This is a genomic window from Deltaproteobacteria bacterium (assembly GCA_005879535.1).
Taxonomy (GTDB): domain Bacteria; phylum Myxococcota; class Myxococcia; order Myxococcales; family 40CM-4-68-19; genus 40CM-4-68-19.
In genome coordinates this window covers 25,539-47,362 of sequence record VBKI01000081.1, presented here as the reverse complement: position 1 = coordinate 47,362, position 21,824 = coordinate 25,539, and the positions used below count along the sequence as shown (strand labels likewise).

Annotated in this window: 25 protein-coding genes; 12 read left to right on the top strand and 13 right to left on the bottom strand. The window is 68.3% G+C overall.

The window, feature by feature from the left end:
- From E6J58_19020 to E6J58_19010, 3 genes are all read right to left on the bottom strand, one after another.
- On the bottom strand, positions 1–304 hold a 304-nt coding region (locus E6J58_19020), incomplete at its 3' end, for a hypothetical protein (GenBank protein TMB34368.1).
- On the bottom strand, positions 301–561 hold the full coding sequence (locus E6J58_19015) for a zf-HC2 domain-containing protein (protein ID TMB34367.1): 261 nt from the start codon (positions 559–561) through the stop codon (positions 301–303). The genes E6J58_19020 and E6J58_19015, both read right to left, overlap by 4 nt.
- Entirely contained in the window at positions 558–1,214 is a 657-nt protein-coding gene (locus E6J58_19010; GenBank protein ID TMB34366.1) for an RNA polymerase sigma factor, read from the bottom strand. The genes E6J58_19015 and E6J58_19010 overlap by 4 nt, the downstream gene beginning before the upstream one ends.
- 122 nt (positions 1,215–1,336) lie before the next feature.
- Here E6J58_19010 and E6J58_19005 point away from each other — a divergent pair, with 122 nt between their 5' ends.
- Positions 1,337–1,543 (top strand): hypothetical protein, encoded by a 207-nt coding sequence (locus E6J58_19005; GenBank protein ID TMB34365.1) that lies wholly within the window; start codon positions 1,337–1,339, stop codon positions 1,541–1,543.
- 225 nt (positions 1,544–1,768) lie between these two features.
- On the top strand, positions 1,769–2,221 hold the full coding sequence (locus E6J58_19000) for a hypothetical protein (protein ID TMB34364.1): 453 nt from the start codon (positions 1,769–1,771) through the stop codon (positions 2,219–2,221).
- 3 nt (positions 2,222–2,224) lie between these two features.
- On the opposite strand, the gene E6J58_18995 is transcribed toward E6J58_19000, so the two are convergent.
- The 3 genes from E6J58_18995 to E6J58_18985 are packed head-to-tail and all read right to left on the bottom strand — an operon-like array spanning position 2,225 to position 4,840.
- Positions 2,225–2,791 carry a hypothetical protein gene (locus E6J58_18995; GenBank protein ID TMB34363.1) on the bottom strand — a complete coding sequence of 189 codons (567 nt, stop codon included), beginning with the start codon at positions 2,789–2,791 and terminating at the stop codon, positions 2,225–2,227.
- Complete coding sequence (locus E6J58_18990) at positions 2,788–3,333, bottom strand: hypothetical protein (GenBank protein ID TMB34362.1); 546 nt, start codon at positions 3,331–3,333, stop codon at positions 2,788–2,790. Before E6J58_18990 ends, E6J58_18995 begins: the two co-directional genes overlap by 4 nt.
- Positions 3,334–3,346: 13 nt before the next feature.
- Complete coding sequence (locus E6J58_18985; protein ID TMB34361.1) at positions 3,347–4,840, bottom strand: hypothetical protein; 1,494 nt, start codon at positions 4,838–4,840, stop codon at positions 3,347–3,349.
- On the opposite strand from E6J58_18985, the gene E6J58_18980 reads away from it, so the two are divergent.
- The 6 genes from E6J58_18980 to E6J58_18955 are packed head-to-tail and all read left to right on the top strand — an operon-like array spanning position 4,617 to position 10,350.
- Positions 4,617–6,710, top strand: coding sequence for a DUF2868 domain-containing protein (locus tag E6J58_18980; protein ID TMB34360.1), 2,094 nt, complete (start codon positions 4,617–4,619; stop codon positions 6,708–6,710). The genes E6J58_18985 and E6J58_18980 overlap by 224 nt on opposite strands.
- Positions 6,707–8,185 (top strand): DUF3482 domain-containing protein, encoded by a 1,479-nt coding sequence (locus tag E6J58_18975; GenBank protein ID TMB34359.1) that lies wholly within the window; start codon positions 6,707–6,709, stop codon positions 8,183–8,185. The genes E6J58_18980 and E6J58_18975 overlap by 4 nt, the downstream gene beginning before the upstream one ends.
- Positions 8,186–8,212: 27 nt before the next feature.
- A complete protein-coding gene (locus E6J58_18970) occupies positions 8,213–8,554 on the top strand; it encodes a hypothetical protein (protein ID TMB34358.1) in 342 nt (113 codons plus the stop codon).
- A gap of 9 nt (positions 8,555–8,563) precedes the next feature.
- The gene (locus E6J58_18965) at positions 8,564–9,382 is read left to right on the top strand and encodes a dicarboxylate/amino acid:cation symporter (protein TMB34357.1); all 819 of its coding nucleotides are present in this window, start codon (positions 8,564–8,566) and stop codon (positions 9,380–9,382) included.
- 15 nt (positions 9,383–9,397) lie between these two features.
- Positions 9,398–9,916 (top strand): rhodanese-like domain-containing protein, encoded by a 519-nt coding sequence (locus tag E6J58_18960; GenBank protein ID TMB34356.1) that lies wholly within the window; start codon positions 9,398–9,400, stop codon positions 9,914–9,916.
- The gene (locus E6J58_18955; protein ID TMB34355.1) at positions 9,913–10,350 is read left to right on the top strand and encodes a DoxX family membrane protein; all 438 of its coding nucleotides are present in this window, start codon (positions 9,913–9,915) and stop codon (positions 10,348–10,350) included. Before E6J58_18960 ends, E6J58_18955 begins: the two co-directional genes overlap by 4 nt.
- Here the strand turns inward: E6J58_18955 and E6J58_18950 are convergent.
- The 3 genes from E6J58_18950 to E6J58_18940 are packed head-to-tail and all read right to left on the bottom strand — an operon-like array spanning position 10,334 to position 12,909.
- Positions 10,334–11,089, bottom strand: coding sequence for an alpha/beta hydrolase (locus E6J58_18950; protein TMB34370.1), 756 nt, complete (start codon positions 11,087–11,089; stop codon positions 10,334–10,336). The two genes, E6J58_18955 and E6J58_18950, sit on opposite strands and share 17 nt — an antisense overlap.
- Positions 11,086–12,699 carry an isovaleryl-CoA dehydrogenase gene (locus E6J58_18945; protein ID TMB34354.1) on the bottom strand — a complete coding sequence of 538 codons (1,614 nt, stop codon included), beginning with the start codon at positions 12,697–12,699 and terminating at the stop codon, positions 11,086–11,088. Before E6J58_18945 ends, E6J58_18950 begins: the two co-directional genes overlap by 4 nt.
- Before the next feature lie 12 nt (positions 12,700–12,711).
- Entirely contained in the window at positions 12,712–12,909 is a 198-nt protein-coding gene (locus E6J58_18940; GenBank protein ID TMB34353.1) for a hypothetical protein, read from the bottom strand.
- Here E6J58_18940 and E6J58_18935 point away from each other — a divergent pair.
- Positions 12,889–15,126, top strand: coding sequence for a penicillin-binding protein (locus E6J58_18935; GenBank protein ID TMB34352.1), 2,238 nt, complete (start codon positions 12,889–12,891; stop codon positions 15,124–15,126). The two genes, E6J58_18940 and E6J58_18935, sit on opposite strands and share 21 nt — an antisense overlap.
- Positions 14,904–15,488, top strand: coding sequence for a septal ring lytic transglycosylase RlpA family protein (locus tag E6J58_18930; GenBank protein ID TMB34351.1), 585 nt, complete (start codon positions 14,904–14,906; stop codon positions 15,486–15,488). Before E6J58_18935 ends, E6J58_18930 begins: the two co-directional genes overlap by 223 nt.
- A gap of 3 nt (positions 15,489–15,491) precedes the next feature.
- Here E6J58_18930 and E6J58_18925 read toward each other — a convergent pair whose 3' ends face one another.
- The gene (locus tag E6J58_18925; GenBank protein ID TMB34350.1) at positions 15,492–16,601 is read right to left on the bottom strand and encodes an AI-2E family transporter; all 1,110 of its coding nucleotides are present in this window, start codon (positions 16,599–16,601) and stop codon (positions 15,492–15,494) included.
- A 96-nt stretch (positions 16,602–16,697) separates the two neighbouring features.
- Between E6J58_18925 and E6J58_18920 the strand changes: the two genes are divergently transcribed.
- The gene (locus E6J58_18920) at positions 16,698–18,032 is read left to right on the top strand and encodes an insulinase family protein (protein ID TMB34349.1); all 1,335 of its coding nucleotides are present in this window, start codon (positions 16,698–16,700) and stop codon (positions 18,030–18,032) included.
- Positions 18,029–19,540, top strand: coding sequence for an insulinase family protein (locus E6J58_18915; GenBank protein ID TMB34348.1), 1,512 nt, complete (start codon positions 18,029–18,031; stop codon positions 19,538–19,540). Before E6J58_18920 ends, E6J58_18915 begins: the two co-directional genes overlap by 4 nt.
- Before the next feature lie 3 nt (positions 19,541–19,543).
- Here the strand turns inward: E6J58_18915 and E6J58_18910 are convergent, their stop codons facing one another.
- The 3 genes from E6J58_18910 to E6J58_18900 are packed head-to-tail and all read right to left on the bottom strand — an operon-like array spanning position 19,544 to position 21,739.
- Positions 19,544–19,876 (bottom strand): hypothetical protein, encoded by a 333-nt coding sequence (locus tag E6J58_18910; protein TMB34347.1) that lies wholly within the window; start codon positions 19,874–19,876, stop codon positions 19,544–19,546.
- A 9-nt stretch (positions 19,877–19,885) separates the two neighbouring features.
- Positions 19,886–21,115: an FAD-dependent oxidoreductase gene (locus tag E6J58_18905; protein ID TMB34346.1), complete on the bottom strand. Its 1,230-nt coding sequence runs from the start codon at positions 21,113–21,115 to the stop codon at positions 19,886–19,888.
- A gap of 12 nt (positions 21,116–21,127) precedes the next feature.
- Complete coding sequence (locus E6J58_18900; GenBank protein ID TMB34345.1) at positions 21,128–21,739, bottom strand: hypothetical protein; 612 nt, start codon at positions 21,737–21,739, stop codon at positions 21,128–21,130.
- Between the last annotated feature and the right edge of the window lie 85 nt (positions 21,740–21,824).

Genomic DNA, 21,824 nt, shown 5'->3' with positions numbered 1-21,824 from the left:
TGTCTCGCGCCTGGAACACGCAGTGCAGTCCGAACTCCGTTCGCGCCTTCCCGTGCCAGCCCGCGACGCGGTCGAGCAACCGTCCCCGCGCGGCTTCGATCTGCGTCGCGCGCTCCCAGACGTGCCCCTGCAACTCGACGCGCCACAGCTCTTCGCCGATCCAGAACGCGAGATCGGAGACGCGGCAGGCGTGCACGCCGAGGCCTTCGTGGACATCGGCCGCGTCGACCCACGTTCCCGGCGACCAGCGGTGACCGGTGAAGGGACCGACGGCGCCGACACGCAGGAACTTGTAGGCGATCACGGGATGCCTCGCTTCCATTGCCGGAAGGCGCGCAGCAGCTTCTCCTTCGCATTCTCGGGCACGTCGCTCTCGCGCAGTCGTCCGGCGGCGCGGAGCGTCTCGCGCATCTGCTGCAGGTAGTCGACGCACCAGGTGCAGAACACGAGGTGGTGCTCGAATCGCGTGCGGTCCTCGAGCGAGAGCGCTCCCTCGAGGTACTCGGTCACCAACTCGACGAACTCGCGGCAGGTCATCTGCTCGGGCGCGCGTAGCGTCATCGCGGCTTCTCCGCTTGCAGTCGTCGCTCGAGGTGCGCGCGTACCTTCGAGCGGGCCCGATGCAAAAGGACACGCTGGTTGCCTTCGGAAATGCCGAGTACGTCGCACACTTCGGCGGACTCGCAACCCTGGATGTCGCGCAGCGTGATCACCGCGCGTTGCCCGGGCGGCAAGTCCTGGATCGCGCGCTCGACTGCCTCGACCGCTTCGCGCCGGAGCAACTGCTCCTCCGGCCAAGGCGTCGGCGGCGACGACCAATGCCCCGGCCAGTGGGAATGATCGGGCGGCCGGAACCGGGAGGGATCGACGGCGGGCTCGCTGTCGTCTTCCGCGCCCAGCGACGAGAGAGGGACCGAGCGGGCCTCCCGGGCGCCGCGGGTCCGCGCGCAATTGGAAAGGATGCCGAAGATCCATCGGCGAAGCGAGGAGCGCCCTTCGAACTGCGCCAGACCCTTGAGGACGCCGAGCCACGCCTCCTGCACCACTTCCTCGGCGACGGCGCGGCTGGGCACGAATGCGAGGGCGACGTGCAGCATCGATGGATGGAGCCGCTGGACGAGGACGAGGAAGGCCTGCTCGTCGCCGACGCGAAGCGCGGCAAGCACGCGCTCGTCGTCCGAAATCGTGCGCGCCAGAGCGGTCTGCTCCACCATGGAACCCCCGGGGCGGGCACACTAGCAAGCTACGGTCGCAGTTTCCACGATGTGGAGTGGCCGTTCGCGACGGCAGGTCGTCGTACGGCGGAGGGGAATGAATGCGTATGCTGGCGGCAAGCATGTGCTGCTTCTCCGTTGCGGCGCTGGCCCAGGAACCCGCCGAGCCGCGCCAGCTCGATCCCGAGTTGCTCGGACTCTGCCGCAGCATCGATCCCGCGGCCCGCTCGTATTGCCTGCACTCCATCGCGGCGCAGGGAGATCCGGGCGGCCAAGCGAAGGAAACCATCGCGGAAATGGCGAATCAGGATTCCGTCCTGAGCGACTAGGCCGCGAAAACATACGCGCGCCTGTACGGGTCGACGACGCCATCCGGTGACCCGACGCGCGTCATCCTCGCCCCGACTGCATTCACCCGCCCGCAGGGCACGAGCTCGTTCAACGCATTCGAGCTCGGAACACTGACCTTCGATCACGGAATCACGCCCAACATCGCCCTCGGCCTGCATACCGCCATTCCCGTCGGCGCGTTCGTGTTCGGCCCGACCGTGCGGATGAGCCTTCCTTTCCAGGGCGGCGCTGTCGGATTGGAGGTCGACGCGCTCCTCTTCGCCCCGTTCGTAGGCAGCACGTCGACCTACTTCGTTGCCGGAGGAGGGCCCATCCTGACGTTCGGCAATCCCGATCGCTATCTGAACCTGGGCGTGCTCTCGTACTTCGTCACCTCGAACGGAGACGGCGTGATCATTCCACATGCCGGATTCTCCGTGCTCGCGACCCGGGGCGTCCGCATCGGCGCCGAGGTCTGGATTCCCGGTGCGTACGGCCGCGACGTGAGCAGCACCGGGCTCGGCAGGATCGGCGTCGTGCTCTGGGGCGTCCGCCTCTTCGGCCAATCCTTCTGGGGCGACATTGCGCTCGCGGACCTGATCTGCGACGGGTGCGGGGGCCTGTACAGCGTGCTCCCGCTCGGCATTCCCTTCCTGAACCTCGGCGTCGGCTGGTGACCGCTAAGGCCGTCCGCGCCTGAGGATGCCGGCCTCGTACAGCAGCGCCGCGCGGCGGACGAGGCCTGCGATCACGTTGCCGTAAAACTGCGGCATCGAGCTTCCGGGTCCCCTCTCCATGGCGAACGAAGCGTGCGCATCCCGGCCGTTGAAGTTCTGCAAGAAGCCGCGGTCAATGAGCCCTTTGACCCACGGGTACGTCTCCTCGGTCAGCTCGACGACGCGGGCGCCCGTCACCTTGCCGTCCGGTGCAAGCGCGACCGCGACGCGCACCAGCCCGTGGATGGTGTACTCGGTGAGGAAGGCGACCGCGCCGACGTCGTGCAGCTGTTCGTCGCGGCCGATGTAGAAGCGATAGAAGTCCTCGTCCGGATGCCAGCCTGTCTCTTTCTCCATCTGTTGCCGCTCGGCCGCCGTCAGCCGGACCTCGCGGAGGAAGTAGCGCCTTGCGCCCGCAAGCAAGGCGCTCACCGCGTCGCGGTCCGACGCGAGAACGACGGGCGGAGTGATGTGCGCGAGTGCGGAGCCGGCGGCGAGCATGCCAACGACCAGCGCGATGCGGACTCTCATGCGCTCTCCTTTCGCAGCCAGAGGTCGTACATGGACAACGCCGCGATCAGCACGTAGCCGAGGGCGAACAGCGTGCCGCCGGCGATGACCAGGAAGCTCAGCGCAGGCGAAAGAAAGCGCGTCAACCACATTCCACCGATGTCCAGCAAGGTGCCGACGAACGGCAGTGCGATGATCGCCGCCTTCAGTCCTTCCCGCACCGACGCGAAGAGGAAGATGAGTCCCAGCAGGCCGGCGATGAGCGTCTGGCTGAAGAGGTGGGTGTGGCTGGTCTGGATGAGGAGTGGCGTGCGCATCCAGACCTTCGCCGCGCTGGAGATTTCCCCCAGGTCGATCTCCCGCTCTCCGCTCGCCTCCCCGTGACGCATCGAGGCCATCGGCATCTCCGGCGCCAGGCTCGCCTGGACTGCCGCGGGCGAAACGCCGACGGCGGTGGCGGCCTGGGCGAACGCCGCGACGGCACCGCAGCCGATCCCCACGAGAAAGAGCGTGCAAAGTATCCTGCCGCTGATCGTCAAGCGGGACAGCCGGATTCCCTCCATGGTTGGCCTCTCCCTAATAGTTGACCACGAATTGCGCGGTGACCACGTGCGCGCCGTTCGTGGCTTCGGTGATTGGCAGGCCGGGAGCAACGTCGGAGAAGACGGTCCGGTTGGAGTGACCAAACCGGTATTCGAGCCGCAGATCCACCCAGTCGATCGGGTGCCGCGTCCGCGCGTAGGTCACGCCGCGCGGCCGCAACTCGGGGATCAGACGCGAGAGGTGGACGATGGGGACGATCGTGAATGACTGCAGGGTCTGCGCCACGCCCGTCCGGGCGCCCTCATCGTCCCTGAAGGCGCCATACCGCAGGGAAAGGCCGAGCCAGGGCGCGACGTCGTAGTGGGCGAGGACATAGAGGCCGAACCAATGCACGTCGGCATTGTCGAGTCCGTCTGCCGCGAACGGCGTCCCGCGGCGCCGGAAAGAGACGCCCGATTCGCCGCCGTAGACGAACTCGCTGGCGACGAGAAGCGACGATGCTGACCAGGTCAGGTCCGCGTCGGCAATCCAGCGCGCGTGCGCATTGCTCTCGTCCTGTTCCGGTCCCCAGAATCCGCCGACTCCGAAGTTGAGGAGGCTGGCACCTTGCAGCGGCGTGAAGCCGATCCGCCCGCCGATGCTCTTCGCGCGGTTGTTGTCTTCGGGCGGATCTTCGATCGTCTCGTTCTCCCAACGATTGACGACCCAGGTGAAGACGTCGAGCAACGGCGAGAACTGGTACGAGGCCTGGAAGCCCGTCATGCTCTGGGGACGGCCGAACCGCTGCAATTCGGAGGTGGTCGCGGTCAGGTTGAGCGCCGCGTCGTGCCGCTCGTAGCCGAACGGCGTGTCGAATCTACCGAACGACAGCGCGATCCCGTTGCCGACGGGCGCGACCGCAGTGACGTTGAAGCGATGGAGGCTGACTTCCGTGTCGATCGCTTCCGTCCCGAACTGCTCGACGCACGGACCGGCGCCCGGACATCCGAACGCGGGATCGAATCCGTGGCTGTGCCGGTGCCGGTGGCGCTCGATCTCGACGCTGGCGCCGGCGAACAGCCAAGGCGAGAAGATCCGGTTCACGCCGACGGACAACTGATCGAATCGGAAGTCGATCCGCGTCGGCTCGGAGGAAACGGGAGCACTGCCGGCGAACTCGGGCACCATCTGGATGCGCGAATTGTAGTTCGCCGAGCCGACGAAGAATCCCGAGAGTCTGAAACCGGCCACCTCCAGCCCAGGACCGGACGCCTCGCCGCGGTCGAGGGCGACCTCGCGTTCCTGCGCCGAAGCAGCCAAAGCGATGCAACACATGAAACACGGCAGCGCGCGCGCGCGCATTCTTCCTCCTTGGCCGGGATCCAGGAACAGGCAGCGCAGGACGCTGCCGGCACGGTCGTCCTCAGGATCGCGAGAGCGGAGGAGGCGTTGGCACTTCGAAGAAAGGGTCGGAAGGAGCGGGAGATTCCAGCAGGACGATTTCGAGCCGCGGAGGGGTGACCACGCGCCCCGGTCGCAGGACGGCATGCGCGTACGCGGGCTCAGGCGAGACGACGCTGGGCATGTCGCCCGTGAAACCGCACGTCTTCACCAGAGGTTTGTTCGAGGCGAGCTCGCGGGCGTGTGTGCAGGCGCGGCAGTGGCACTTGGCGTCGCCAGTGTGATGACCGCAGCAGCAGGAAGCAGGTCCGGGTGCGGTGAGGCGCGAAAGGCCCAACGTGTTCGCCGCGAAGAGCCAGACGCCGATGATCGCAAGCGCCCGGCACCAGGGAAGGGTCAGAGCGCGCGCGAACAGGCCGGAACCGCCCATGTGCGCCGTGTACCCGGGCGACGATGCCGTCGTCAAGCGACCCATTTCCCGCAAGGCTGTGTGCAACGGGGTTGGTATGTTCTGCCACGAGGAACGATGACGCTCGCCGATCTCGTCGATCTCGAAGCGCAGCTCGCCCGCGACCGGAGCGCGGATCCCGCCGCGCTCGAGGGGCGCGACACGGGCAGCTTTCCGGAGGCACCGCGGGATCGCGGGGTCCTCATCGCGCGTTGGCTGCAAGCGCGCCGGGACGCGGAGCCCGGTCAGCTCTACCCCGGTCGCGCCGTGGCCAACGTATTGCGCGGCATTCGCGCCGCGCTCCTGATCGCCGGGCTCGTGCTCGGATGGACCGCGGCGACGGCGGTGCTGCGCTACACCGGCGAGCAGCCCGTGAACGCCTGGGACTTTCTTCTCGTCTTCGTCGGGCTTCAATTGCTGCTCTTCGCGTTCTTGATCGCGTCGTTTCTCTTCCCGGTCGCCGCCTTGGGCACGCCTCTCTTCGGTCTGTTCCGCGGCCTGGTAGCGGCGGTGTATCCACGGCTTGCCGCCCGGGCGGTCGGGGCCAACGCAGACCGGCTCGCGGAGTGGCGCGCGCTCTGGCACCGGCTGCGCAGCCGCCGGTCGCTCTATCATCACCTCGAGCCCTGGATCCTGCTCGGTCTCACCCAGTCATTCGGGGTCGCCTTCAACGTCGGAGCGCTGCTCGGTTGCCTGCGGCTGATCGTGTTCTCCGACATCGCGTTCTCTTGGAGCACGACGCTGCTCCAGCTCGACGCGCCCCGGTTCCACGGTTTGGTGCACGCGCTGGCAGCCCCGTTTGCCTGGTTCTGGCCCGATGCGGACCCTTCGCGCGCCCTGGTGGAGGCGACGCGCTACTCGCGGCTCGAAGGATCTTACGTTCTCTCAGGGGGAGGCCGCGCGGCACATCCCGAGCTCGTCGGCGGCTGGTGGCCGTTCCTTCTCGCGTCGCTCGCCTTCTACGGTCTCTTGCCGAGATGCCTGACGCTCGGCATCGCCGCGGTCCGCGGATCGCGGCTGTTGGCGCGGCTTCCGCTCGACGATTCCGAGGTGATGCGCGTGGTTCGCCGGCTTTCGGAGCCGCGCATCGAGACGCGTAGCACGCAGCCGGAGCTGGCTGCGCCGCAGTCTTCGCACGCCGCACCGGCGCTGGTCCCCGCGAGCGCCGCCAGCCGGTGCACCCTCGTTCTGTGGCGCGACGTACCCGCGCTTCCCGCGGTGGAGGCCGCAGTTTCACGGCAGACCAGGTGGGCCATCGCCTCCGTCCAGCCCGTGGGCGGACGCGACTATGAGGAAGGCCGCATCGACTGGACCCGGCTTGCGAATGGATCCGATCCGGTGGTGATCGTCGCGGAGGGATGGGAAGCGCCGGACAAGGCCATGCTCAGGCTGATGCGGGAGCTTCGCCGTTCGCTGGGATCGCGCCGCCACCTCGTGGTGCTCCTGGCGGCCGTCGACGCGGCCGGCGTCCGCCCGGCTTCCACTTCGGAAGTGCGCATCTGGGAAGAGAGCCTCGCTGCGCTGGAAGACCCGTACATCGCCGTGCAGCCGCTGGAGGCTGCGCCATGAACGACCCTCCGCGCTTTGCGGTGGTGGGACGGGTGAACAAGGGCAAATCGAGCATCGTGGCCACCCTCGCGGAAGACGACACCGTCCGGATCGATCCCCGTCCGGGAACCACCACCGAAGTCCGCGAATATCCGGTGCGCGTGGACGGCCGTACGCTGTTCGTGCTGGTGGACACGCCGGGATTCGAGGACGCGCCCCGCGCCCTGGCGTGGCTTCGATCCCGGCAGGTGTCCGCCGCCGATCGTCCCGCCCGCGTGGCGGAGCTGCTCCGCGCATACCAGGGCACCGGCGAGTTCGCGGACGAGCGCAAGCTTCTCGCGCCGATCCTCGCCGGAGCGAACGTGCTGTACGTCGTCGATGGCACGCGGCCCTTCCGGCGCAACTACGAAGCGGAGATGGAGATCCTGCGCTGGACCGGACGGCCCGGGATGGCGCTCGTCAACCGCATCGGCGATGAGGACTACGGCCTCGAGTGGCACCGAGCCCTGGATCAGTACTTCAAGATGGTGCGCGACTTCGACGCCTTCTCCGTCAGCTTCGAAGAGCGGTTGAAGTTGCTCGAATCGTTCCGCGAGCTCCGGCCGGAGTCCCGCGCCGCCATCGACGAGGCGATCACGGCGCTGACGGCGCAGCGGCGGCGCCGCCGCGCGGATGCGGGCAGCGAGATCGCGGACCTCCTGCTCGACGAGCTCACGCACACGGAGGAGATCGCCGTCGCGCACGAAGCGGCGCTGGAGGCGGAGCGCGACCGGCTGGAGCGCAGCTTCCATGACCACCTCAGGGAGCGCGAAGAGAAGGCGCGTCGGCGCGTCGAGGCTCTCTACGCGCATGGCGAAGTCCGCTTCGAGACGACGTCGCTCGATCGGCCCATCTTCCAGCAGGACCTCTTCGCCGAAGAGACGTGGAGGTTGCTCGGTCTCGCTCCCGTAGAGCTCGTTGCGGCGAGCACGCTGGCCGGCGCCGCGGTGGGCGGCGCGGTCGACGCGCTCGTCGGCGGAGCGAGCCTGCTCGCCGGAACGGCCATCGGCGGCGCAGTCGGAGGCGCTACCGCACTCTTCGGTCTCGGCCGTCGGTACGCGAGCGTGCGGCAGATCGGGCCCGGCGGCATCGCGGGATGGTGGAGCGCCGCGCGGCGTTATTGGGAAGGCGGCCGACGCTTTCGCATCGGTCCCCATGCGCAGCCGAACTTTCCCTGGGTGCTGCTCGATCGGGCGCTCTTGCATTACGACAGCGTGGTCCGCAGGACGCACGCCCGGCGAGGCACCATTCCGATTTCCGACGGCACCGGACGCGCAGGCGTGGTCGCGGAGCTCGCGCGCGCGGACCGGCGCAATCTCGAGGATCTGTTTCGCAAGATCCGCCGCTCCGCCGCCGATCCGCCCCGCGAGCTGCGCGACTCGCTGGAGTGGTTCGTCGGCCGGGTGCTGCAGCGGATCGACCCGCTTCCGGGTGACTCGGAAGTCCCTCCTGCCTGAGCGCGGGCGAACGCCTATCTTGTCCCTATGCCGCAACGCGACCTGTACGACGTGCTCGGTGTTGCCGACGATGCCACCGCCGGCGACATCAAGGCAGTCTACCGGCAGCTTGCCCGCACGTTTCACCCCGACGTCAACGCCGAGCCGGAAGCGGTCGAGCACTTTCGCGAAATCACCGAGGCTTTCGTCGTTCTCTCCGATCCCGCGAAGCGGAACGAGTACGACCTTGGACGCCTGAGGCGGCGTCACGATCTGGGCGAGGAAACCGAGACGTATCTCGGCCTGCGGGTGGCCGGCATCGATCTCGGCGGCGTGCTCGGTGTCTCCGTGACGGTGCGGCGCAGGACGCTGCTCCCCGACTCCGACTAAAGTAGGGCAATGGTCTCCCATCGCAGGATGATCGCTGCGCTGATCCTCGGCGCCGGCGTCGGCATCGTCGCAAACCTTGCCGCCGGCGGAGCGCCTTGGCTCGACGCGGTGATTCGAAACTTCGCCCAGCCGCTCGGTCAGCTCTTCATCCGGCTGCTGTTCATGCTGGTCATCCCGCTCCTGTTCTCGGCGCTCGTGCTCGGCGTCGCCGATCTGGAGCTCAGGCACCTCGGCCGCCTCGGAGCGCGGATGCTGGGCTACACGGTGGTGGTCTCGGGCATTTCCGTTCTCATCGGCGTCGCGCTGGTGAACCTGCTCGGACCTGGACGTGGCCTTCCCGCGGCCGTACGCGAGCTGTCCCACGGGACCGGGATCAAACCAGCCGCGCTTCCCGCCGGCGAGGGAGTTTCCGCCGTCCTGCTGGCGCCGGTTCCCGACAACCCGGTCAAGGCCGCTGCGACCGGCGACCTGATCGGGCTCATCGTGTTCGCGATTCTCTTCGGGATCGCGCTCTCCGCCGCGGAAAGCGATGCGTCACGGCGCCTGCGAGAGATGCTCCAGGGCCTCTACGACGTTTCGATGAAGCTGGTGGAAGGCGTGCTCAAGCTGGCGCCTTACGGCGTCGCGGCGCTGCTCTTCGTGATGACGGCGCGAATCGGTCCGGCGGTCATCCGGCCCATCGCGGCGTACGTCGGAGTGGTGATCATCGGCATGGATCGGCTGCTCGACATGTGCCGGACGACGGTCAACGTCACAGGCGACCTCGCCGCCGCCGTCTACGTCGCGCGCGGAGAACCGGCCGGAACCCCACCGAGAGCCCTCGCCTAGATCGTCCTGCCGGTTATGATTGGACCCGTGGGAATGCTGCTGCGCGCAGGATTCATCGCCGTCGCTGGCGCTGTCATTGGGATCGCCGCGAATTTCGTTTCGCCGCGGCCCTCGGCCCTCGGGAGACCGGTCTTCGCCGCAGCCGAGTCGCCCGGAGCGGTCTGTCAGGATCCCCGCGCCAGCGTTGCGCGGATCTCTGTGCAGGAGGCGAAGCCGCTCTGCATCGCTTGCGCGGCAGCGTTCGTCGATGCGAGGTCCGCACAGGAGTACGCGAGCGGTCATGTCACCGGCGCCGTGCATGTGCGCCCCGGCGACCCGGTTGAACCGCTCTTGCCGAAGCTGGGCGCCGCGCCGATGGTGATCGTCTACGACCGCGACCGCGAGTGCGCTGCGGCGGACCAGGTCGCCACGGGCCTCCAGGCGAAAGGATTGCGCGACGTGCGGGTGCTCACCGGCGCCTGGGCGGACTGGCTCGCGGCGGGCGGCCCCGGTGAGTCGGGAACGTGCGCGCTTTGCACGGGCGAGGGACGATGATGGCGCGCGTCTTGACCGGCGTCCGCATCGTGCTCGGCGCCCTCTTCATCTGGGCGGCAGTAACCAAGCTGCCCGACATGGCGGGCTTTGCGCAGGACGTGGCGAACTACCGCATCGTTCCAGCGGCCTTGGTGCCGTTCGTCGCGTCTGCGGTCGTGGGAATCGAGTTGCTCGGCGGAATCGCGCTCGTCGCGGGAGTGATGGAGCGCGCGGCGGCGGCCGTCATCGCCTGCCTGCTCGTCGCGTTCATCGCCTTCCTTTCCCAGGCGCTGCTGCGCGGCATCGACTTGCGCTGCGGTTGCTTCGGCGGCGACGAGCCCGCCTCGTGGTGGACGGTGGCGCGCGATCTGTTGATGCTCGCCGCTGCCGTCGTCGTCGCGCGAGGCCCGGTGCCGCAGCGGCAGGTCGGCAAGGACCTCACGGACCCGGCGTAACGTATCTCCGCACGAACTCCACCATCCCGCGCAGGGTAGCCTCCGGCTGATCGCGATGGGGCGAATGGCCGCATCGCGGCAACATCAGCACTTCGACCTGCCGCGCGCCTCGCTGGATGGCGTCGACCTGCTTGCGCGTCCCGTACTCGTCGTCCTCGCCCTGGACGACGAGGATCGGCACGGGAATCCGCGGCAGAAACTCCTCCAGGTTCCACTTTCGGAACTCCGGATCGAGCCAGGGCCGGTTCCAGCCCCAGAACGCGGCGTCGACGTTCTGGTGGTACTTCGCGAGGCGCGTGCGCAGGTCGCCGCTCTCGTACGCCTCTCGCGCCTTCGCGATGCTCCGCAGCCCCATCTCCTCGGTGAAAACGTGTGGAGCCTCGAGCACAAGTGCGCGCGCCTTCCCGCCGCTGCCGGCATGGATGATCGAGATCGAGGCGCCATCGCTGTGACCGACGAGCACCGGGTCGTCGATACCTGCCGCTTTCAAGAGGTCCGGCAGCAGTGCCGCCTCGTCGTGCATGTAGCGGACGGGCCGCGGTAGGGGAGCGGGGTTCGACTTCCCGTAGCCCGCCCGGCTGTAGACGAATGCCGGCAGCCCGGTGGCCTCCGATACCCTGCGAGGAAAATCGCGCCACAGATCCAGAGACCCTAGACCTTCATGCAGGAATACCAGCGTCGGTCCGCCGGAGCGTCCGATGTGCTCCACCTCGATCTTCGCGCCGCGGACCGTGATCATTCCGGCCACGCGCGCTCCAGGATCGCGCCCGTCTCGATTCCCGCCGGAAGCGATCCAAACGCATACCCGTGATCGCCGGCCGTCCGCGTGGCGCAGAAGGCGCCGGCCACGGCCTGCGGTGAGTGACGCACGAGCAGCGAGCCCTGGAGCGCGAGCGCGAGCGACTCCACCAGCCTGCGCGCGCCGGATTCGTCCGGCGACTCGAGCTGCGCCTCCGCCTGGTCCAGCGCGACGTCGAGCCGGCGGTCTGCTCCGCGGCCCAGCCGTAACTCGGCGACCAGCGCGTCGCGCGCCTGTGGTTCCTTCTGCAGCGCGCGCAGCACGTCGAGACAGATGACGTTGCCCGAGCCTTCCCAGATGGAATTGAGCGGCGCCTCCCGGTACAGGCGGGGCAGGATGGATTCCTCGACGTACCCGTTGCCCCCGAGGCACTCGAGGGCCTCTGCGACCATCGCCGGCGCGCGCTTGCAGACCCAATACTTCGCCACCGCGGTCCCAAGCCGCCGAAACCCGGCCTCCTCCGCGGAGCGCCTGTCGTACGCACGCGCCAGGCGCATCATCAGGATCGTCGCCGCCTCCGATTCGATCGCCAGGTCCGCGAGCACGGCGCGCATCAACGGCTGCTCGATCAGGCGGCGCCCGAATGCGCGCCGATGGCTGCAGTGATGAATCGCCTGCACCAGGGCCTGCCGCATCACCGCAGCGGCGCCGATCACGCAGTCGAGCCGCGTGTGATTCACCATCTCCAGGATGGTCGTCACGCCGCGGCCTTCCTCGCCCACCAGCCGTGCCCAGGCGCGGTCGAACTCCACCTCCGCCGAAGCATTGCTGCGGTTTCCGAGCTTGTCCTTCAGGCGCTGCAGATGGAAGTGGTTCCGGTCCCGGTCCGGACTCCAGCGCGGCAACAGGAAGCAGGAGAGTCCGCGCGGCGCCTGCGCGAGGACGAGAAATGCGTCGCTCATCGGCGCCGAGCAGAACCATTTATGTCCGCTGAGCGCGTAGGCACCCGATCCGAGCGGCTCCGCGCGGGTCGTGTTCGCCCGCACGTCAGAGCCCCCCTGCTTCTCCGTCATCCCCATCCCGATCAGCGCGCCTCGCTTCTCGACCGGGGGACGCATCCGCGCGTCGTAATCGAGCGAGACGATGCGCGGCGCCCACTCGTCCAGCAGATCCGGTTGCCGCTGCAGCGCCGGAAACGCAGAGTACGTCATCGAGATGGGACAGCCATGACCCGCTTCTGCCTGCGAGACGAGCAGCATCTTCGCCGCGCGCGCGACGTGCGCCCCTTCGCGCGGATCGCGCCACGGACCCGAATGGACGCCGCTTCCGATGGATAGCCGCATCAGCTCGTGCCACGCCGGATGGAACTCGACTTCGTCGATGCGCGTTCCGAAGCGGTCGTGTGTACAAAGGCGCGGGCGGTTCTCGTTCGCCTGGAACCCCCAGGCCACCACCTCGGGGCTGGCGGTTCGCCGCGCAAAGGCGCCCACCTCGGTCTCGGCCCAGCCAGCCCCTTCCCGGCGCAACCCATCCAGCAGCGCGAGGTCGCATGCCAACGGGTCGTAGCCCTGCAGGGGCGGCGCCTGGTTCAGGACCTCGTGCGTGGGCATGAGCCCACTCTCTCACATGTCGAGTGGCCGGGTAGCGCCGAGGTACTCGAGCAGCCGCAGCTGCCGCTCGCGAAGACCGCGCACGCCCAGACGCAGCTGCGACTGGCTCAACAGATCCGCCAGCGCCGACAGCGCGCGGTCTTCCACGTCGCAGGCGCAGAAGTCGAGCACGACGCGGTTGCAGTCTTCGTGCAGGACTTGTTCCAGCAACTCCCGGGCGTCGTCAAGATGCAACTCGCCGTGGACCTTGAGCTCGCAGCGACCCTCGTCCTCGAAGCGGTCGATGCGCATGCAAAGAGCTTGTGGATTCGACGCGCCGGGCGGAAGCTCCGTCGCATGAGGTGGTTCGGGAGGAAGAGCGCCCGTCCAGTTGTTCCGGGGAGGATGCCCCGGCTTCCCCCTGTGCCGAAAGGTGTGCGCATCGGGGCGTGGTGCGCCGCGGCGCTGTTCGCGCTCATAGCGGCCGGCGTCGGGATCATCGCGATCAACTGCCCGCCGGTGAGCGCGCTCAAGGAGTACAAGGCGCCGCAGGCGAGTCTCGTCTTCGACCGCGACAACAAATTGCTCGCCCGGCTGGCGCCCGAGGAACGAATCGTCGTTCCGCTCACCGCCATGTCGCCGAAGCTCGTCGGCGCCATCCTGGCCGTGGAGGACATCCGCTTCTACGAGCACTCGGGCATCGACTGGCGCCGCGTAGCGGGAGCGATCTGGCGCGACATCCGCGCCTTCTCGCTCCGCGAGGGCTCGAGCACCATCACGATGCAGCTCGCCCGCAACGTCTTCCCCGACAGCCTCACCCGCGCGCGGACCCTGCGCCGCAAGCTCGCGGAGATGATCGTCGCCCGCCGGATCGAGCGCGAATTCACGAAGCCGCAGATTCTCGAGATGTACTTGAACCAGATCTATCTCGCGAACGGCTACTACGGCGTCGAGGCAGCCTCGCATGGCTACTTCGAGCGTACGGCGCTCGAGCTGTCCGTTTCCCAGGCGGCGCTCCTCGCCGCGCTTCCCAAGGCGCCTTCCAACTACGATCCCCGCCGCTTCCCCGAGCCGGCATTGAAGCGGCGCAACCTCGTCCTCGCGCAGATGCTCAAGCAGAAGGTGATCTCGCCCAAGGAGGAAGCGATCGCGCGCAAGAGCAAGCTCCGGCTGAGCGCGCAGGAGCAGGAAGGCCGTGCGCCCTGGTTCGTGGCCGCCGTCCGGCGCGAGCTCAACGACCGCTTCGGGCAGGACGCCGAGACGCAGGGTCTCCGGGTGCGGACCACGCTGGACGCGGGGCTGCAGCGGGCGGCAGAAAAGGAGCTGGCGCGCCAGATCGAGGCCGCCGAGTCCGGGAAGCTCGGCCGCCTCGCGGTCGAAAAGTGCAACGGCGATCCGGAAGAATGCCTGGAAGGTCTCTTCGTCGCCCTAGACGCGCACACCGGCGACGTCCGCGCCCTGGTGGGCGGACGCGATTACGCGCTTTCGGAGTTCGACCGCGTGACGCAGGCGAGGCGCCAGCCTGGGTCCACCTTCAAGGCGTTCGTCTGGGCTGCGGCGGTGCAGGCGGGCATTCCCGTGTCGACGTTGCTCGATCCCGCGCAGCTCCCGGCCGACTACGCGCCGGCGGACGGGCAGGTCGCGAGCGACAAGCCGCTCAACCTTCGCGAGGCGCTGCGCGTATCCTCGAACAGAGCCGCGGTCGCGCTCGGGCAGCGCGTCGGAATGGCGCAGGTCGTGGACACGGCGCACTCCTGCGGGATCGGCGACGCGGTGATCCCTCCGTATCCCTCGAGCTTCCTCGGCGCCGCCAACGTGGTCCCGCTCGAGCTCGTCGCGGCATTCGCGCCGTTCGCCAACGGCGGGGATCGCATCCTGCCTCGCTTCATCGACGAGGTTCGTAGTGCCACCGGCGACGTCCTCTTGAAGAACGGAGTCGTCACTTCGCCGGCGCTGCAGCACGGGGCCGCGTTCATCATGTCGTCGCTGCTTGCGGACGTGGTCGAGCGTGGCACGGGAACCGCGGCGCGCGCTGGCCTCCCCGCGGACCTGCCGGTCCTGGGAAAGACGGGCACCACCAACGGCGCGCAGGACATCTGGTTCATCGGCGCGACGCCGGAGCTGGTCGCCGGAGTGTGGATGGGATTCGACCACCCGCGTCCGCTCGGACCGGCCGCGACGGGTGGCCGGCTGGCCGCTCCGGTCTGGGCGCGGGTGATGGCCGCATGGGAGAAAGGCCGGCCGCTGCCGCCGCGTTGGCAACCTCCCGAGGGTCTCGAGCAGCACGACATCGACACCCGCACCGGAGGATTGGCGGGCGGCGGCTGTCCCTCGCAGCAGGTTTCCCGGGAGTGGTTCCTTCCCGGCACCATTCCCAACGACTGCCCCGAGCACGCCAGCGGAATCGCCGGGTTCCTCGAGCGGACCTTCGGAAAGTGGTTCCATTGAGGCGAGGCGCTGGCGTCCTGCTGGTACTCGCCGCCGCCTGCGCGCATGCGCCGCCCCAGGTCCCCACCGCGCCCATCGGCGAAGGGCTTGCCTCCTACTATGGTGGCGCGCTGCGCGCGAATCGCACGGCGAGCGGCGAGCGTTTCGATCCCGATGCATTCACGGCGGCCCACCGGACGCTCGCGTTCGGCACCTGCCTGCGCGTCGAGAACCTGGACAACGGCCGCTCGGTCCAGGTGCGGATCAACGATCGCGGCCCGTTCGTCCAGGGACGGATCGTCGACGTCTCGGAGGCCGCGGCGCGCGCGCTCGATTTCATCCAGCGCGGCGTGACGCGCGTGAAGCTCTTCCTCTGCGCCTGACGCTCACGGAACGTTCTGCAGCGCGGAGCGGTCTGGCTGCGTGGGATCGTGCACGTGCACCGGTCCCTCCGGGCGGTAGTCGCGCTGATAGATGCGCAGCAGGGAAAGCAGGACGGCTACCGCGATGGGGCCGAGGACGACGCCGAGGATTCCGAACGCCTCGATGCCTCCGAAGATGGCGATGAACACCAGGAGATCGCTCATCCTGATGCGCGTCCCCACCAGCTTCGGCCGCAGGATGTAATCGGCGACGAAGACCACCACGAGGCCGCCCCAGAGAAGAATCCCGATCCCTTGCGCCGGGTGCCCGATGATGATCGCCACGATGCCGACGGGCACCCAGACGAGCGCAGTGCCGACGGCAGGCAGGATGGAGGCCACGCCCGTCAGCGCCGCCCAGACGAGCGGGCTGTCGACGCCGAAGATCCAGTATCCGATCCAGGCGGTGATGCCCTGGTAGGCGGACATGACGGCCGTGCTGAAGAGCATGGCGCGGGTCACGTCGCGGACGTCCCGGACGATCTCCGCCACCTGGCCGTTCGGCAGCGGCACCATCTCCACCAGCCATGAGGTTCCGCCCGTTCCTTCGCGCAACAGGTAGTAGGAGGTGATGGCGGTGAAGATGAAGATGAAGACGGCGGTGAACAGGCCGGTGACGATGCTGGTCGCACCCTTGCCGAGGAAGGCGGCAAAATCGCGCGCCAGCTCCGCGATGCGCCGGTTGATCTCGTCCGGCGAGACGCCGAACCGCGAGAGCAAGGCGTTCAGATCGTGTCCGAGCAATCCGGCGGCGCCCTTCTTTTCGTAGTTGGCTGCGAGCTGGCGGGCGAACTCCAGGAGGCGCTGGCCGACCACGAACACGAGAAAGGTGACGATCGCCAGCGTCAGGACCATCACCAGCGCCGTCACCGCCGCCGCCGGCAGCCCCGGATGCTTCCCTCCGAAGCGGAGCAGCAGCCTCTGTTGGACGGGGTAGACGCCGACTGCGATCACGAGCCCGAGCAGCACCGGCACCCAGATCGGCTCCAGCGTTCGCCAGAAGGCATACGCCGCGAGAGCGAACAGGACCAGGAAGGTCGATTGCTGGAGTCGGGTCCGTTCAATGACGGCCATTCACGACGCAGGTAGTCACGGAGGGTGAAATCCGGCACCCCTGCGGCCGTACAGCGTCATTTGCCAGACGGTGCGAACCCGAATACAGGAGCGCGCATGCTCTTCGCGATGCTGATCGCCGCCGCGGCTCTGCCGCAGATCCCGTTCGAGAAGTATCAGCTACCCAACGGACTGACGGTGATGCTCTCCGAGGACCACCGTGCCCCGGTGGTCGCGGTCGATCTCTGGTACCACGTCGGCGCCGTCAACGAGCGCAAGGGGCGGAGCGGCTTCGCCCACCTGTTCGAGCACCTGATGTTCCAGGGGAGCAAGCACCTGAACGGCGACGAGCGGACTGTGTTCGCCATGCTGGAACGCAACGGCGCCACGAACCTGAACGGTTCCACGGATTGGGACCGCACCAACTACTTCGAGACCATGCCTTCGGATCGGCTCGAGCTGGCGCTCTGGCTGGAAAGCGATCGGATGGGTTTCCTCCTCGATACCGTAGACCAGACGAAGCTCGACACGCAGCGCGACGTCGTCCGCAACGAGAGGCGGCAGAGCGTCGAGAATGTTCCTTACGGACGCGCCGAAGAGCGGCTGATCCAGCTGCTCTTCCCGGATCCGCACCCGTACTTCGGCTACGTGATCGGTTCGCACGAAGATCTGCAGCGCGCCTCGCTCGACGACGTCCGCGAATTCTTCCGCACCTATTACGCGCCGAACAACGCCGGCATGGCGATCGTCGGCGACTTCCGCCCGGCGGAGGTCAAGCGGTTGGTGGAGAAATACTTCGCGCCCATCCCGCGCGGCCTCCAGCCGCCGGAGGTGACGGCGAAGACGCAGCCCCACACGAAGGAGGTCGCCGAGACGGTGCGCGATCAGGTGCAGCTCGCGAAGGTGCTCATCGGATACATCGGCCCGCGGCCTCTCGAGAACCCTGCGCCGCCGGTGCTGATGCGCATGCTCGCCGGCGGCAAGTCGAGCCGGCTCTATCACGACCTCGTCTACGACAAGAAGATCGCCCAGGACGTCACGGCGACGTGGGATCCGGCGATGCAGCTCGGCGGACTGATCGAGATCACGGCCACGGTGCAGGCGGGCCACGCCCCCGAGGAAGTCGCCGCGGCGCTGACCGAGGAAGTGAAGCGCCTTCGCGACGCGCCGTCCTCGGCCGACGAGATGGAGCGCGCGAAACGCAACCTCAAGTCCGGGCTGTTCGCGCAGCTGGAAAACGTCGGGGGCTTCGGCGGAAAGGCGGATCAGCTCAACTACTTCGAGATGTTCGCGAAGGATCCCGCCGCCTTCACCAGGAACCTGGAGGCGACGCTGGCAGTGACGCCGGAGCAGGTCCAGCAACTGGCAAGGCGGTACATGAACGAAGAGCAGCGAGTGGTGATCACGGTGCTTCCGGAACAGAAGCAGGCAGCGGCGGGAGGCACCCGATGAGACCGCTCTGGGCGGCATTCGTTCTCCTGGGCTGCGCGTCCGCCGTCCCGAAACCCGCCCAACCGCCGGCACCCGCGCCCAAGGCAGAGGCCGCGCCGCAAGGAACGCCAGATTCCGCGTTCCGCGCGCAGCCGCCGCCTCCGGGCAGCCCCGTGGAATTCCGCGCCCCCGTTCCGCAGCAGCTCGCCCTCAGCAATCGACTCCCCGTCTACCTGATCGAGCGCCACGACGTTCCGCTGATCGCCATCGATCTTGCCCTGCGCTCCGGCGCCGACACCGAGCCCGTCGGCAAGGCCGGGCTCGCTTCCCTCGCCCTCGACCTCCTCGACGAAGGCACCCCCTCTCGCGATGCCGCCGCCATCGCTCGTGCTTTCGAGGATCTCGGAGCGCGGTATGCCGCCGCCGCGGAGGCGGACTCCTCGCGGGTCTCGGTGACGACGCTCTCCGATACCCTCGATCCAGTGCTGGAAATCTTCGCGGACGTCGCCCTCAATGCGCAGTTCCGGAACGCCGACGTCGAGCGCGTCCGGGTCGAGCGGCTCGGCCAGATCGCGCAGACCCTCGACGATCCGCAGTCGGTGGGACAGCACGTGCTCTCGCGCGTGATCTTCGGCGAGAAGCATCCCTGGGGTTATCCGGGCGAGGGCACGGCCCGCTCGGTGAAGGCCATCTCCCGCCAGGACCTCGTCGCCTGGCACAGGGCGTGGTTCCAGCCTTCCAACGCGGCCCTGTTCGTGGTCGGCGACACCAACGCGGCTGCCCTCTTGCCGCTGCTCGAGAAGCGATTCGCGTCGTGGAAGAACGGCAAGCACCCCCCGGCGGTTCGTTCCCGGCGGGCGAAGGCCGCGACGCGCGTGGTGACCCTGGTCGACAAGCCAGGCGCGCCGCAATCGCAGATCTGGATCGGAGAAGTGGGCGTCTCCGCCGCCGCGGCCGACATCTTTCCGGTGCGGGTGATGAACAACATCCTCGGCGGCAGCTTCAACTCGCGGCTCAACGGTAACCTTCGCACCGAGCACGCCTATTCGTACGGCGTCTTCAGCTTCTACGACGTGCATCGCGAGGCAGGTCCGTTCGTCGCCGCGGGGGGCGTCGTCAGCGAGAAGACCGCCGATGCTCTCGGCGAGTTCATGAGGGAGCTTTCCCGGATGAAGTCGGGCGAGGTCAGCGACCCGGAGCTTGCCGACGCCAAGGAGGCGCTCATCCGCGCCATCCCTGCGCTGTTCGCGAGCAACGATCAGACCGCTGGCGCATATGCGCGCGCCTGGTCGCACGGCTTGCCGCTCGACTACTACGCGACGTACCAGCAGCGCGTGCACTCGGTGACGAAGGATGACGTGGCTCGCGCTGCGCGCGAGCGGTTGCATCCACAGAACATGGCCATCGTCGTCGTCGGCCCTTCGGCGCTGATCGCGCAGCGCCTGGAGGCCCTCAAGCTCGGCCGCATCGAGCTCCGCGACGCCGAGGGGGAGGCCTCCAAGGCCGTGTCCGCCGCGGCGGGACGGTAGCCTCTATTTCTTCTCTCGCTGGCGCTCGCGAGAGAGCCCCGCCAGGGTGCGGTCGGCGAGATCGAGGAAGGCAAAAAGCAGGGCCTGCAGCTTGGTCGGGTCGCCGATCCCTTCGAAGCGGTCGTCCTTGATGCGATATGCGAGCCAGTCGCGGTCCGTCACGCCCTCCTTGTAGGGAGCGAGCTTCAGTCCGGAGAGCCGCGTGCCGGCGAGATCGATCTGTACGCTCCAGCCGGGCCGCTCCCGCAACGTCTCGATGCGGACCCCGAGGGAAGGATCGCGCCCGCGCTCGAGCTGTGCCTTGTGCCAGGCCTGGATCCGCTCGAGGACCTCCATCCGGCGATGCTACGGCCGGCGCGCTCGGACCGGCAACTTTCGCTGCGCGGTCGCGACTTCGCGCGCTGCCCGGATGCCGGTCTCGATTGCCCCGTGCACCGTCCCGCAGGCGCCGTCGAAGTGCGACGCCTCGCCGGCGAAATGCAGCGGGCCCACCTGGTCGGCGATCGCCCTCTGCGCGCGCATGGCCCCCACCGGCACCCAGCTGTACGCGCCGCGCGAAAGGTCGTCCTTCTGCCAGTCGAACGAGACGGCCCGGATGGGCCGGACGCGCCGGCCCAGCGCCGCGGAGAGGGATCGGACCGCGACCGTGACGGGATTCTTTCCCCGCAGGGCTTCCGCGTTGCGGCTCGCGGCCCATCCGATCAACGCCGGTGCGCGCGAGGGCAACGGCCGCCAGAAGGTGGGCACTTCCTCTCCGCGCGCGTGCAGGAATGCCAGGTCCTGCGGCCAGTGACGCTCCTCGAAGAGCAGGGCGATCTTCACCACCGGGCCCATTGACAGCGCCGCGATGGCCGACGCCTTCCATCGCGGCAGGGCGGGCTCGAAGACCACGGCGCCCGCCTGCAGCACGCCCAACGGCACGGTGACGATCGCGCGCGGGGCCTCCCAGGAGCGGTGTCCGGCGTGGACCTCGACCCGCGAGCGCGACCAACGCACCATCCGCACGCGCACCCCGAGCTCGATGTGCAGGCCGCGGGCGAGCCGTCGTGGCACCAGATCGTATCCGCGCGGGAGGCGCGCGATGTGGTTGCCTCCATTCTCTTCGGACGCCTGCGTCTGCTGCGCGATGGCCTTCACGCTGGCGCGATCGAGGCGCGCCGCATTGAATCCTTCGAGGAAGTCGGCAGCGAGCTGCCGTTCGTCCGGCGTGGTCCGCAACCGCCAGCGAAGCGTCCGCAGCGCCTTGTCGACGGGCCGCTCGAGCACCGACGGCAACTTGCCGATCTTCTCCATCGTCGACTGCCACAGCTCGTCGCGGCGCTCCATTCCGTCGAAATAATGTCCGCCGCGGAGCTCGCGGGCGTCGCGCGCGAGCGGCAGAAGCGATCTCGGCCTGCCGTGGAGGAACTCGGCGCCCACTTCCAGCGGGAGAGGCCACCCGGGCAGCCTGACGGTATGCACGCGGCCGCCGATCCGGTCGCGCGCTTCAAGCACCACCACCTCGAAGCCCCGCTTTTTGAGCTCGCGCGCCGCGGCAAGCCCTGCCACGCCGGCGCCGATCACGATCGCGTCCATGGCCAGGGGCGGTCAGCGCCTGGAACGGCGCGCGGAAGCCTTGCGCCGGGGAGCGGGCCGCGTCTTGCGGACGGGCTTGCGCGCCGGCTTTCTCGCTGCTGCCTTGCGGGTCGTTTTTCCCGGTGCCGCCTTGCGCGCGGGCGCCTTTTGCGGATGCCGGGCCGGGCGTTCCGCCTTCCGTCCCCAGGATGATTCTGGCGCCCGTGCAGCGGGAGTCCTCTGCTTTGCGCCTTTTGCAAAATAGCGGGCGAGTGCCTTCAGGTAATGCTCGGTCCAGCCCCTTTCGTATTTCTTCACGTGGCTGGAAGGCAGATCGCTGTGCCTGACGATGACGCGGGTGCCCCCGCGCGCCGGCTCGAATTCAACGACGAGCCGCGAATCGCGCGCTTCCGGGGGAAATTCCGAGGTGCGCCAGGTCTGGACGATCCGCCGCCCCTCGTCGACCCCGAGAAGGATCCCGTGGATGTACCCGTCCCAGGCAATGAACCGGCCGCCCGCCCAAGGCTCGACGACGGCCTCCCCGCCGCCGGTGAACGCCGCGTGCTCCCGGCTGTCCATCCAGGCCGAGAAGACGCGCTGCGGCTCCGCGGCGACAATCATCTCGAGCTGGAAGGAGTCGGGCATTTTCCTACCCCCAGATTTTGCAGTTTAACGAATGCGGATCGCTCATTTCCACTTTCTTTCCAGTTGACGGAAACCGGCTGGCGCG